Source organism: Steroidobacter cummioxidans (assembly GCF_003104955.1).
The window spans coordinates 1-11,946 of record NZ_LSRW01000011.1 but is presented as its reverse complement, the minus strand read 5'-3'; the positions used below and the strand labels follow the sequence as shown (position 1 = coordinate 11,946).

Below are 11,946 nucleotides of genomic sequence, written 5' to 3'. Positions count from 1 at the left end.
CGAATTAGCCGCCGAGCTGACCGATGAACGGGTTCGCGAAGATCAACAGCAGAGCGATGGCGACGCCGATGATGGGAATTGCGTCCAGCAAGCCCGCGACGATGAACATCTTGGTCTGCAGCATGCCGGTCAGCTCCGGCTGACGAGCCGAGCCTTCCAGGAACTTGCCGCCGAGCAACGCGAAGCCGATCGCGGTGCCGAGCGCGCCGAGGCCGATGAGCAGACCCGCGGCAATCACGGTAAAGCTCATGACGTCGGCAATCTGAGTGATGTTCTCCATTTGAATCTCCGGTGCGTGCAGAAAAACAGCTAGTTAGTAATCAAACGATCGAAACGAAATCAATGATGTTCGGCGGCCATGCTGAGATACACGATGGTCAGCATCATGAAGATGAATGCCTGCAGCGTGATGATCAGGATGTGGAACGCGGTCCAGACGAAGCCGGCGACGAACTGCAGCGGCGCCATCACGTACGTCAGACCGCTCGACAGGCTCGCGCCGAGCGTCATACAGGCGATCAGGACGAAAATCAGCTCGCCGGCGTACATGTTGCCGAACAGACGCAGCGCCAGCGAAATCGGGCGGACCGCCTCTTCGATCAGGCGCAACAGCAGGTTGGCCGGCGCCAGCAGAATCTTGCCGATCGGGTTCGAGGCGTGGAACGGCGCGGTGAACATCTCACCGACGAACGTGACGACGCCCTTGTGCTTGACGCCGAAATACTGGATCAACAGGAACACCGTCAGCGACATGGCCAGCGTGGTGTTGAGATCCGCGGTCGGCACGGCGCGCAGGTAAGGAACACCCACCGCACCCGCCGCCGCCGGCAGCCAATCCACCGGGATCATGTCCAGGAAGTTCATCAGGAACGTCAGACAGAAAATGGTGATCGCCAGCGGCGCGATCAGCTTGCTCCGGCCGTGGAAGGTTTCTTTCACCGAGGTGTCGACGAACTCGACGATCATCTCGATGAAGCACTGGAATTTGCCGGGAACGCCGCTGGTCGCGCGCCGCGCCACACGCAGAAACAGGTACAGGAAAATAGCCGCGCACAGCAGCTTGAAGAAAATGCTGTCGAGGTGCAGCACCCAGAACCGGCCTTCACCGACCGGCATCTCCAAATGATGGAGATGGTGCTTGATGTAATCGGTCATGGTCGCCGGACCACCATGCTCAGCCATCAAATCCACCTCGCCTACGCAACTATTTGAAGATTCCCATTGCGACCCAGAACCCGCACTGACTGGCCACCAGGCCGATCAGCAGGGGCAGCGGTTCCATACCGCCGCGAGTCAATGCCAGCGCAAATGCGCCTACTACCCAAATCCACTTCAACACTTCGCCCGCGTAGAACCCGCGCGCCGCACTGGCCGCCGGCCAGTTTGTGGCGAATAACCGCCAAGCGAACACGAGAGTCCCCAACGCGACAATCAAACCGCCCACGACCGCCGAGCGGGCCGCGTTCCAGCCGCTCGACATCAAAAACACGAGTGCTGCCAGACCCGTGCTTGCCAGCTGTATCGCGGCGAATTTCAACGCCAGGCGCTTGCCGCGCGCGGTATCAGACACGTATTGGATTACCGCCCGGTCGGAAACGGCGGCGAATTATACGGAGCATTTTGCAGTGCTACAAGGAAGATGCAGCGTGCCTCAACGCGAATTATGACTATTCGTCTACGATGACGCCATGCGGGGTCAGATTCTGCCGCCGAAGTCTTGACTTCAGCGGCCACACTCACCACCGGGCACGCCAGATTTACAACTTATAGCGGAGCTTGATCAAAAACTGATCGGCGTCCCGCACATCGGTCATGTGGCGAAACAACTCGCCCACCCGGCGCTCGTCGTCGTCGAGGAAATTATAGCCGCCGCGAGCATATACCAGGAATAGCTCCGACATGGGCCCGATCTCGTAGCGATAGCGGATCTGCAGGCCGAGACTGTTGACGGTGAACGGCGCGACCGGGTCGCTGGTAGGCAGGAGGTTACCCGCCATATCGGTCCGATACGCGCGACGCAGCTCCGCATCGATGCCAATCCATTGCCATTTGACACGCAGCTCATGGCGCGGCGCGGGAATCCAGTCCAGGCGAAAATCGTAGTCGAATCGCTCGGCGCGGAACGAGCCGAACAGATTGCCTTGTTGCCACACCAGCCAGTCCGAGGAGTACTGCGGCAACACATCCAGCCGCAGCGTCAATTTCTCGGTCGGATACCAGGACGCGAGGAACTGCAGCCATCCGGAATATTTCTCGACGCCCTGCTGGAACACATAGCTGCCGAACGTGAATTGCCAGTCGCCGTAGCGCGGCGTCGTGATGTCCATATAGGCGGACACGCGATCTTGCAGTCGCACCGGACCATTGTCGCGTGAGATCAAATCGTCCACGCCGCTGGTAACGTAGCGCAGTTCCTGGAATGCCTTCCAGGCGCTCACATAACTCACATCTCGCGACAACGAGAAACGCGACTGCAACCGTTGCCCGTCGGTGTTCTCGCGATAAAACGTGTAGAGCCGCTGCGTCTCACCGTTGACGCGACCGCCGTCGCTGGCGACCCGAAGATTCGTCTCCCACTCGACCTGCTTGAGCGCGTTGCGCTCCATGTAGCCCAGATCGTTCATGTCGAACGTGTCGTCGATGTAGAGCAGCTTCAACGTATGCATCAGCGGTGAGCTGCGATTGAAGTCGAGCTGCAGCCACGACTCGTAGCCGTGCGTGTTGCTTTCGGAGCGACGAATGGGCGCGGCAGAGCTGTCCATCAGATTGAAACCGCTGGTGCCAATATCGGAGCGGATGACCTGACCGCTGATACGCACGTCTTCGCTCGGCGTGAGCTCGTAGTCGACCGAGTTCACCAACGCGTCGCGATCCAGGAACGGTCGATCCGTCCAGGTCCCGAGATAACCGACGCGCGCATGATCCATCGGTAGCGCCAGGCGAGTGGCAGCAAACAAGCGCCCGGGACCGTTGCGATACTCGTTCTCCTGCGCGATGAAGCCGCCATACACCAGCCGCCCCGCCGTGCCGGTGAGTTTGAACGCTGCATCGATGTCGGATAACGCAGCACTGCCATCGTCGACGGCTGCGCCGATGCGTCTGGTGTAAACGAGCTGGCCGTTGGTCGGCGTGCGCAGATCGAAAATGCCCTGGTTCTCGGTAAAGAACGGCCGCTTGTCGGTGAACACGACCTCAATGGCCGAAAAATTCACCACCAGCTCATCGCTCTCTACCTGGCCGAAGTCGGGATTGAGCGTCGCCGACAGCCACAGGTTCGGCGACGCTTTCCAATTGATGTCGGCGCCGACCTTGAAGCGCGTGTGCTCATCGAGAAAATCGGAGATCGCCGTGCCGTACGGCACCACGTCCAGGCTGCCTACCGAAGCGTGCTGGGAGATTTCCACGCGTTGGAAATCGGCAAGAAACACCGCCGCTTCGCTAGTGATGCCCGGGCAGGAATAACGCTCACCGCGATCGTAGAGATAGCGGGTGCCATACACGCCGATGGTGCGCGTCTCGGCACGCGAGTCGCGCATGCTGATGCTGGACCAGGGAATGAATATTTCCACGAACCACTGCTGGTCGGTTTCGTAGACGGCGTGTTGCCAGGCCCCGTCCCAGTCGCGATCGAACTTGTTTTGATTGGTGATCAAACCGTCGCGAATGCCGCCGCCCAGGCCGACCGTGAATTCGTAGCCGATCTGCGCGTTGGCATCGAAATCCACCATCAGCGAGACCGTGTCGCCGATCAACCGATCCGAATCGCGCGGCGTGCGCGGCTTGATGCGTCGTTCGTTGGGCGGCTGATCGAGGATGAACGCCGCGGCCAGGCCTCGTTCGGTGGAAAGCAGGTGCAGCTGGTTGCCGTAACGAGGCTCGTCACGCGCAAACGGCAAGGTGCGCTGCCAGTCTTTGCAAGTGACGGCGCCCTGCCACTCGGGCTCGTCGATGTGCCCATCGATCACCAGTTCGGCGTGCGCGGTGGCACAGCAAACTGTGATAAACGCCAGCAGCAACGCACACGGAATTGGAGCGGTCAGGGTGCGCGGCGCCGCGCTGCTCAGCACTGGCGCCGTTCGCATTTTGAACGGACCTCCCGCGAACGGACTTCCCTGAAACGCCGAATCATGAACCTTACCTGGTCTTGCTGATGGCGAGGCGTGGTGGGTGGCGGCGCCGCTTTAACGGATGTGCTCGAGGATGCCGTCGAGCTCTTCGAGCGTATGATAACTGATAACCAGCTTGCCCTTGCCGGACGAGGCGTGCTGAACCTGCACTTTCGCCCCCAGCTTTTCGCTCAATTCTGCCTCGAGCTTGCGGATGTTCGGATCGGCCCGCGTCGCAGCATCATGCGCGCTCGACGACGGCGACGACTGCAACCGTTTCACCAATGCTTCGGTCTCGCGGACCGACAGCTTCTGTTGTGCGACTTGGGACGCTACGTCGGCCTGCTGACGTTTGTTCTCGATCGTGAGCAAGGCGCGCGCGTGTCCCATGTCGAGCTCGCGATGCTCGACCAGTCTGCTGGCGTCTTCACCCAGATCGAGCAAGCGCAACAGATTGCTCACCGCGCTGCGTGAACGGCCGACGGCCTCGGCCGCAGTCGCATGCGTCATCTCGAATTCAGTGATCAGGCGCTGCAGGGCGCGCGCCTCTTCCAGCGGATTCAGATTCTCGCGCTGAATGTTTTCGATGAGCGCCATCGCGATGGCTGCTTCATCGGGCACGCGGCGAATGACCGCGGGAATCTCATGCAGACCGGCGAGTTGGGCAGCGCGCCAGCGACGCTCGCCGGCGATGATCTCGTAGTGCTGCTCGGCCGGATTCTCGGCCGGATTGCTCGCATACGAGCCATCGGCATTGATCGGACGCACCACGATGGGCTGCACCACACCCTGCGCTTTGATCGAATCGGCCAGCTCCTGCAATGTTTCCTGACGCAGATCGATGCGCGGCTGATACTTGCCCCGCCGTAACAAATCCACCGGCAGCTTGCGCAACTCTTCGTCGACCGGACGCAGCGCCGTCACCACGGCAGCGGCGGCAGGAGATGCGGCTGCGGCAGGCTGGCCCATCAGGGCACCCAGCCCTCGGCTGAGACGGGGTTGTTTATTCGCCATTGTCATAATTCGTCACTATGACGCGACCGCATCGGCGGCGGGCGGCGCCACGTTGAATGTTTCTTCCTCTCGACGAATCATTTCACCGGCCAGCGCCAGATAAGCCAGCGCACCGCGCGATTCTTTGTCGTAGTGCAGCGCCGGCTTACCGAAGCTCGGTGCTTCCGCGAGCCGTACGTTGCGGGGAATGATGGAGCGGAACACCTTGTCGCCAAAGTGCTCGATCAGCTGTTGCGACACTTCGTTCGCCAGATTGTTACGCGGGTCGAACATGGTGCGCAGGATGCCGCCGATCTCCAGCTTCGGATTGGGGCCGGCCTTGATCTCTTCGATCGTGTTGATCAGGGCGGAGAGCCCTTCGAGCGCGTAATACTCACATTGCATCGGAATCAGCACGCCCTCGGCCGCGACCAGCGCGTTCACCGTCAGCATGTTCAGCGCCGGCGGACAATCGATCAGCACGATGTCGAATTCCGACATCACCGGCTGCAGCGCGTCTCGCAGGCGGGATTCGCAACCGGCCTTGCCCATCATCTGGACATCGGCCGCGACCAGATCCTGATTGGCCGGCATCACTTTGAAATCCGCATAGTCCACGGTGAGCATCGCCGAGGCCGCGTCGCTGTCTCCGAGCAGCACGTCAGTGGTTGACCGCTCTACGGCGCGCTTGTCGATGCCGCAGCCCATGGTGGCGTTGCCCTGCGGATCGATATCGATCAACAACACGCGCCGCTTGGTCGCCGCCAGGGATGCGGCCAGATTGACGCTCGTCGTGGTCTTGCCGACGCCGCCTTTCTGGTTGGTGATGGCGAGAATGCGATGCATGGAATAATGAATGGGACCAGTCCGTTAGTGAGTCACACAATCGGCACAACACTGAATCTGCACGGTAAATCTTCGAGCCAGGTAGGGGCAGGTCCGCCAGCCCTGGCGCTAGAGCCGGTCGTGGTTGCGGCAGATTTCCACAAGATGCCGCTCTTCGTCCAGAGTGGGCACATTAAGTCGATGGACCGCCGCCAGTTTCCAGCCGCTGGGCAACTTGGCGAGCTCGCCCTCCGGATACCGGCCCTTCATCGCCAGCAGTCGCCCGCCGCCGACACACAGATGACCGGCCCATTTGACGAATTGCTCTACCGGCCCGACCGCACGTGACAGCACGATATCGAATCGCTGCGCCGGGCGGAAATTTTCCGCGCGAGTATGCACGGTTTGCACATTCGGCAACTGCAGCGACGCCGCGACATGTTCTATGAACTTGAGTTTCTTGGCGGTGGAGTCGAGCAGCATGAACTGCTTCGATGGGTTGACGATGGCGAGCGGCAGGCCGGGAAAACCCGCCCCCGTACCTACATCGAGCACTCGCTCGCCGTGCAGGAACGGCTGCACGGACAAGCTGTCCAGCAAATGCTTGGTGATCTGCGCGGAGCGCTCGCGGATCGCGGTGAGATTCATCCGCTGATTCCAGTCGTTCAGCTCGTCGAGCAGACGGATCAGCTGTTGCGCCTGGGCGTCGGTCAGCTCGATACCCAGCTGAGCCGCACCGGCAATGAGAGTGGGGTCGCTCATCGGCAGCGCTCAACCTCAACCTGCGATGCGCACGACCGTGCGGCCGGTGACACCCGCTTTCAAGTACTCGTCGAACGCGCCCGGCAGCTGCTCGAACGCGATCGTACGCGTCACGATACTGTCGAGATGACGCGGCTTGAGGTCGGTCGCGAGCCGCTGCCAGACCTGCAGGCGCAGCGGGCGCGGTGTGTATACAGAATTGATTCCGAGCAAGCTCACGCCGCGCAGGATGAACGGCATCACGGTGGTCTTCAGCTCGGGGCTGGCGGCCAGGCCGATGCTGGCGATGTTGCCCCAGAACCTGGTGGTACGGGTCAGCCAGGTGAGCAATTCGCCGCCGACATTGTCGATGGCGCCGGCAAACTGCGCCTCTTCCAACGGACGCGAGCCGGTGTTGATCTGATCCCGAAGCAGCACACGCGCGGCGCCGAGACGTTGCAAATAATCGACGGAAGCTTGTTTACCGGTGACGGCGACGACGCGATAGCCGCGCCCGGCCAGCATATCGACAGCGATGCTACCGACGCCGCCGGTGGCGCCGGTTACGACGATCTCGCCATCGTCCGGCTGTTGTCCGTTCTGTTCCATGCGATGCACGGCGAGCGCGGCGGTGTAGCCGGCGGTGCCAATCGCCATGGCCTGGAACTCATCCAGACCGGCCGGAATCGGCACCACCGAATCGCTCTTCAAACGAGCGTACTCGGCATAGCCGCCATCGCGGGTTTCCGACAACTCGCTGCCGGTGACCAGCACTTTCTGGCCCGGCTGGAATTGCGGATCGCTGGAGGAGACCACTTCGCCCGACAGGTCGATGCCGCCGACCAGTGGATAGCGCCGCAGGATCTTGCCGGCGCCGGTCGCGGCGAGCGCGTCCTTGTAGTTGATGGTGGAGTAGCGGACTTTGACGACGACCTCGCCCTCGGCGAGATCGTTCAGTCCGATCGTCTCCAGGCGCGAGACGATCTTGCCGCCCTCCTGATGGACGCGAAACGCGCGAAAGCTCTGCATGTGTGGTCGCTCCCGCGCGTGGTCGTCGATCGAGGAATCAGCTGCAGCGAGTGGCGCTTACTTGCTGGCGCACTTGCCGAGATCGCGAACCTGATCGGTCGTGCACACCGCCTGCTGCTTGGAGAAGAAGTCGGCGATCGCCTGGAAATCCTTCTCTTCCACGCCGCTGATGATGCCGGCCATGATCGGGTTCTTGCGCTTGCCGCTCTTGTAGTCCTTGAGCGCGTGCACGATGTAGTCGGCCGGCTGGCCGGCCAGCTTCGGATAATCCGGGGCCACGGTCTTGGCGCCGTCGGCGCCGTGGCAGGCGACGCAGGTCTGCGTGGCCGGCGGCGGAGTGCCCACGACATCCTTGCTCGGAATGCCGCCGCCCGCGCTCAGGAACGCGGCGATATCGGCCTTTTCCTCATCGGTCAGGGTCGCGGCCTGTGCGTGCATGGTGGGGTGCGGACGCTCGCCCTTGGCGTAGGCGTTCAGCGCGCTGACCAGGTAAGCCTCGTTCTGGCCGCCCAGTTTCGGCACACGGTAGTTCGGGTAAGCATTCTTATAGTCTGGAACGCCATGGCAGCCGTGGCAGGTATAAGCCAGGACTTTGCCTTTGGCGGCATCAGCCGCACTCGCGGTCGACGACAGGGACACAGCAGCCAGCAAGCCCAGGCCAAGCACCGTTACCGGGCTCAATCGAAACGTCATAACCCACTCTCTCCGCTTCTTACCGGCGCACTATTGCCAGAATGTCTGAGGTACCCCGGCCGGCGGGGCGCGGTATGGTACCCGAAGTGGCTTCTCTGGGCACTGCCTCGGGTATACTGCCCAGCCAATCCCCCCAGCTTTGCGATCCGCCAGAGGTTTCCATGGCTCGTATCACCGTCGAAGACTCGCTCCACAACATCCCGAACCTGTTCCAGCTGGTGTTGGTCGCCGCGAAGCGCGCCCGCAAGCTGGCCAACGGCGCCGAGGCGACGGTGGAGTGGGAGAACGACAAGCCCACCGTGGTCGCGCTGCGCGAAATCGCCGCCGGTCACATCGGCCCCGAGATCCTCGAGGAAGCCGAGCAGCGCCCGCAGCCTGAACTGATGCCCGAGCCGGATATGGCAGGCATGTCGGGCGAGCTGCGCGCGCCTCATCTCGGCCTCGGAGATTGAGTCACGTCTTAAAGTCCCCAGCTTCAGCTTATGGACTACGCGTCTTCCATCCTTAACCTGTTACCTACCGGAAGACGCTCGATCGGGGTCAACCAGCTGCTCAATAAGCTGGAGACCTACCTGCCGCCCGCGCAGGTCGACCGGATCCGCGATGCTTATGAATTCGGCGCCGAGGCCCACGAGGGCCAAAAGCGCCTGAGCGGTGAGCCGTACATCGCGCATCCGGTCGCTGTCGCTCACATCCTCGCCGACTTGCATCTGGACGCGCCGACCATTGTGGCGGCCATCCTGCATGACGTGATCGAGGACACCCCCACTGCCAAGGACGAGATTGCCGAGCGCTTCGGTGCCGATGTCGCGGAATTGGTGGATGGGGTCTCAAAGTTGGACCACATTCAGTTCCGCAGCCGCGCCGAGGCGCAGGCGGAAAGCTTCCGCAAGATGCTGCTCGCGATGGTCCGCGACATTCGCGTGATCATGGTCAAGCTCGCCGACCGCACGCATAACATGCGAACGCTCGGCTCGGTACCGCCGGCGAAACGGCGCACAGTAGCGCGCGAGACACTGGAGATTTACGCGCCGATCGCGAACCGCCTCGGCATTCACACCGTGAAGTCCGAGCTGGAAGAGCTGGGCTTCAAAGCGCTGTATCCCGGCCGTCATCGCATCATCGAGAAGGCGCTGAAAAAGGCGCGCGGCAATCAGAAACAGTTCGTCGGCAAGATCGCGGACAACCTGCGCACGGCGCTGGGGAAGGCGCAGATCAAAGGCCGTGTGGAAGGCCGCGAGAAGCACCTCTACAGCATCTATCAAAAGATGCGCCGTAAACGCATCCCGCTGGCGTCGATCGTCGACATGTTCGGCTTCCGCATCGTCGTAGACTCGATCGACACGTGTTATCGCGTGCTCGGTATCGTGCACGGCCTGTATCGACCGATGCCGGGACGCTTCAAAGACTACATCGCGATCCCGCGCATCAACGGCTACCAGTCGTTACATACGACGCTGTTCGGTCCGAACGGCATGCCCATCGAAGTGCAGATCCGCACCGAAGACATGCATCGCATCGCCGAGTCGGGCATTGCTGCGCACTGGCAATACAAGACCGGTGAAGATGCCAACGACGCGGGCCGCGCATATCGCGACCGCGCGAGCGAGTGGCTGCAGCATTTGATGGAGATGCCCCACAGTGGCAACTCCGCCGAAGAATTCATGGAGAGCGTCAAGCTCGACCTGTTCCCGGACAAGGTGTACGTATTTACGCCGCGCGGTGAGATTCGCCGTCTGCCGCGTAACGCCACTGCGGTGGACTTCGCATATTCCGTGCATACGGACATCGGCAATCACTGCGTCGCCGCGAAGGTCGATCGACGCCTCGTACCTCTGCGCACGCCGCTGCGTAACGGCCAGACGGTAGAGATCATCACCGCGAAAGGCGCGACGCCAAATCCAGCGTGGGTGAACTTTGTCGTGACTGCGAAGGCGCGCGCGGCAATTCGTCACTACTTGAAGGGTTTGAAACACAGCGAAGCGATCGAGCTGGGCAAGCGCATGCTGAGCCAGGCGCTGCAGGACGTGTCGCTGGTGTTGAAGAAGATTCCCGAGGAGCGCCTGCAGGCGGTCGCCGTGGAGCTCAATCTAAAGACACCGGACGAGCTGCTCGAAAAGATCGGCCTCGGCGAACGACTGGCTGCGCTGGTCGCGCGTCGCTTGCTGCCCGCGGACGGCAGCCATCAGCCGGAAACGACCACGCACGCCGAGCCGCTCGCAATTGCGGGCACCGAGGGCATGGTGGTCAGCTACGCGCGCTGCTGCTTCCCGATCCCGAACGATCCGATCATGGCGTATCTGTCGAGCGGCCGAGGCGTCGTGATCCATCGCGAGGCCTGCGGCAATCTGCGCAACTACCGCAAGCAGCCGGACAAGTGGCTCACGGTTACGTGGCAGCCGAATGTGGATCGCCTGTTCAACGTCGAAGTGCGTATCGACGTGGCGAATCGCATGGGCGTGCTCGCGGCGATTGCATCGAATATCGCGACCACGGAGACCAACATCGAGCATGTCGCGGTCGACGAGCGCGACGGCGACGCATCGACGCTGATCTTCGATCTGCAGGTGCGCAACCGTAAGCATCTGGCGCACGTGATCAAGAATCTGCGCAAGATGCCGGAAGTGCTTCGCGTAACGCGCGTCATCGCCTAGTCGGGTGGCCATTGCGCGCGAACACGCGCAAAATCCGCGCTTCTCGTCAGCAACGGTTGGACCATCATGGCGCGCGAAATCATCTCGACTCCGAACGCTCCCAAGGCCATCGGCACCTATTCCCAGGCCGTGAAGGTCGGCAAGACCGTCTACGTGTCCGGTCAGATCGCGCTCGATCCGACCACGGGCGAGCTGCAGAACAGCTCGATCGAGGTCGAAATCCGACGTGTGTTCGACAACCTGAAAGCGATCGTCACGGCGGCCGGTGGAAATTTCTCGCACGTCACGCGGGCGACGGTATTTATTCTCGACTTCGGCATCTTTCCGACGCTGAACAAGATCATGGCGGAGTATTTCAGCGAGCCTTATCCGTCGCGAGTGACGGTGCAGGTGGCGGCGCTGCCGAAGAATGCGAACGTTGAGATCGATTGCATCGTCGAGCTCGATTAAGAGTTAAGAGCCGCGTTGTGGCTTGCGGCGGCTGTCGGGGGGAAGTGTCCTCCCGGCACCGCGACACACGCCGTCGCTCCGCTTCGCTCGCGCTAACGCGCGCGACTTTGCTGCACATTGCGCTGCGCAGTCCTGCTCCGCGCAAGCCCAGGGTGTACATCCATGTACACCCGCTCGGCGGAGCGAAGCCGTGCTTCGCTGAAAGACACCGCCGAGCCCATGTGGCTGCTAATGGACCACCATCCCTGGATGGATCCATTTGCCGGGAGGACACTTCCCCCCGACAGCCACCGCTGAGACGTCGGTTGCATTCGGCAGAGCGGTAGAGCGGTAGAGCGCACACTCGCGCTTTTCTCTTCCCCTGCAAAACCTCTCTTGGCGGCGGCGTGCAGAACCAGTGGAAGCAGATTGCAGCCTCGGTGCCGTACACTTCTCTTATACACATCTGACGCTGC

12 protein-coding genes are annotated in these 11,946 nt (G+C 61.7%); 3 read left to right on the top strand and 9 right to left on the bottom strand.

Annotated features, from left to right (window positions below; translation table 11 throughout):
* Positions 1–4: 4 nt before the first annotated feature.
* The 9 genes from atpE to D0550_RS07090 form a co-directional block, all read right to left on the bottom strand.
* Positions 5–280, bottom strand: a complete 276-nt coding sequence (gene atpE, locus D0550_RS07130) for a F0F1 ATP synthase subunit C (RefSeq protein ID WP_116808431.1) — start codon at positions 278–280, stop codon at positions 5–7.
* A gap of 59 nt (positions 281–339) precedes the next feature.
* Positions 340–1,182, bottom strand: a complete 843-nt coding sequence (atpB, locus tag D0550_RS07125) for a F0F1 ATP synthase subunit A (RefSeq protein ID WP_116808430.1) — start codon at positions 1,180–1,182, stop codon at positions 340–342.
* A 22-nt stretch (positions 1,183–1,204) separates the two neighbouring features.
* Positions 1,205–1,537 carry an ATP synthase subunit I gene (locus D0550_RS07120; RefSeq protein ID WP_161965681.1) on the bottom strand — a complete coding sequence of 111 codons (333 nt, stop codon included), beginning with the start codon at positions 1,535–1,537 and terminating at the stop codon, positions 1,205–1,207.
* A gap of 220 nt (positions 1,538–1,757) precedes the next feature.
* Entirely contained in the window at positions 1,758–4,082 is a 2,325-nt protein-coding gene (locus tag D0550_RS07115) for a DUF5916 domain-containing protein (RefSeq protein WP_116808428.1), read from the bottom strand.
* A 99-nt stretch (positions 4,083–4,181) separates the two neighbouring features.
* Entirely contained in the window at positions 4,182–5,120 is a 939-nt protein-coding gene (locus D0550_RS07110) for a ParB/RepB/Spo0J family partition protein (RefSeq protein ID WP_116808427.1), read from the bottom strand.
* 15 nt (positions 5,121–5,135) lie between these two features.
* On the bottom strand, positions 5,136–5,945 hold the full coding sequence (locus D0550_RS07105; protein ID WP_116808426.1) for a ParA family protein: 810 nt from the start codon (positions 5,943–5,945) through the stop codon (positions 5,136–5,138).
* A 108-nt stretch (positions 5,946–6,053) separates the two neighbouring features.
* On the bottom strand, positions 6,054–6,686 hold the full coding sequence (gene rsmG, locus D0550_RS07100; RefSeq protein ID WP_116808425.1) for a 16S rRNA (guanine(527)-N(7))-methyltransferase RsmG: 633 nt from the start codon (positions 6,684–6,686) through the stop codon (positions 6,054–6,056).
* A gap of 15 nt (positions 6,687–6,701) precedes the next feature.
* Entirely contained in the window at positions 6,702–7,694 is a 993-nt protein-coding gene (locus D0550_RS07095; RefSeq protein WP_116808424.1) for an oxidoreductase, read from the bottom strand.
* Between the two features lie 57 nt (positions 7,695–7,751).
* Positions 7,752–8,387 carry a c-type cytochrome gene (locus D0550_RS07090; protein WP_116808423.1) on the bottom strand — a complete coding sequence of 212 codons (636 nt, stop codon included), beginning with the start codon at positions 8,385–8,387 and terminating at the stop codon, positions 7,752–7,754.
* Positions 8,388–8,548: 161 nt separating this feature from the next.
* Here D0550_RS07090 and rpoZ point away from each other — a divergent pair, with 161 nt between their 5' ends.
* From rpoZ to D0550_RS07075, 3 genes are all read left to right on the top strand, one after another.
* Positions 8,549–8,839 (top strand): DNA-directed RNA polymerase subunit omega, encoded by a 291-nt coding sequence (gene rpoZ, locus D0550_RS07085; protein ID WP_116808422.1) that lies wholly within the window; start codon positions 8,549–8,551, stop codon positions 8,837–8,839.
* Positions 8,840–8,869: 30 nt separating this feature from the next.
* Positions 8,870–11,041, top strand: a complete 2,172-nt coding sequence (spoT, locus tag D0550_RS07080) for a bifunctional GTP diphosphokinase/guanosine-3',5'-bis pyrophosphate 3'-pyrophosphohydrolase (RefSeq protein WP_116808421.1) — start codon at positions 8,870–8,872, stop codon at positions 11,039–11,041.
* Between the two features lie 66 nt (positions 11,042–11,107).
* On the top strand, positions 11,108–11,491 hold the full coding sequence (locus D0550_RS07075; protein ID WP_116808420.1) for a Rid family detoxifying hydrolase: 384 nt from the start codon (positions 11,108–11,110) through the stop codon (positions 11,489–11,491).
* Positions 11,492–11,946: the final 455 nt, after the last annotated feature.

What these genes read in the sequence shown, in the direction of transcription:
- rsmG (WP_116808425.1), bottom strand. Translation starts at nt 6,686, where the DNA reads ATGAGCGACCCCACTCTCATTGCCGGTGCGGCTCAGCTGGGTATCGAG.
- D0550_RS07095 (WP_116808424.1), bottom strand. Translation starts at nt 7,694, where the DNA reads ATGCAGAGCTTTCGCGCGTTTCGCGTCCATCAGGAGGGCGGCAAGATC.
- D0550_RS07105 (WP_116808426.1), bottom strand. Translation starts at nt 5,945, where the DNA reads ATGCATCGCATTCTCGCCATCACCAACCAGAAAGGCGGCGTCGGCAAG.
- rpoZ (WP_116808422.1), top strand. Translation starts at nt 8,549, where the DNA reads ATGGCTCGTATCACCGTCGAAGACTCGCTCCACAACATCCCGAACCTG.
- atpE (WP_116808431.1), bottom strand. Translation starts at nt 280, where the DNA reads ATGGAGAACATCACTCAGATTGCCGACGTCATGAGCTTTACCGTGATT.
- atpB (WP_116808430.1), bottom strand. Translation starts at nt 1,182, where the DNA reads ATGGCTGAGCATGGTGGTCCGGCGACCATGACCGATTACATCAAGCAC.
- D0550_RS07075 (WP_116808420.1), top strand. Translation starts at nt 11,108, where the DNA reads ATGGCGCGCGAAATCATCTCGACTCCGAACGCTCCCAAGGCCATCGGC.
- D0550_RS07115 (WP_116808428.1), bottom strand. Translation starts at nt 4,082, where the DNA reads ATGCGAACGGCGCCAGTGCTGAGCAGCGCGGCGCCGCGCACCCTGACC.
- D0550_RS07110 (WP_116808427.1), bottom strand. Translation starts at nt 5,120, where the DNA reads ATGGCGAATAAACAACCCCGTCTCAGCCGAGGGCTGGGTGCCCTGATG.
- D0550_RS07090 (WP_116808423.1), bottom strand. Translation starts at nt 8,387, where the DNA reads ATGACGTTTCGATTGAGCCCGGTAACGGTGCTTGGCCTGGGCTTGCTG.
- spoT (WP_116808421.1), top strand. Translation starts at nt 8,870, where the DNA reads ATGGACTACGCGTCTTCCATCCTTAACCTGTTACCTACCGGAAGACGC.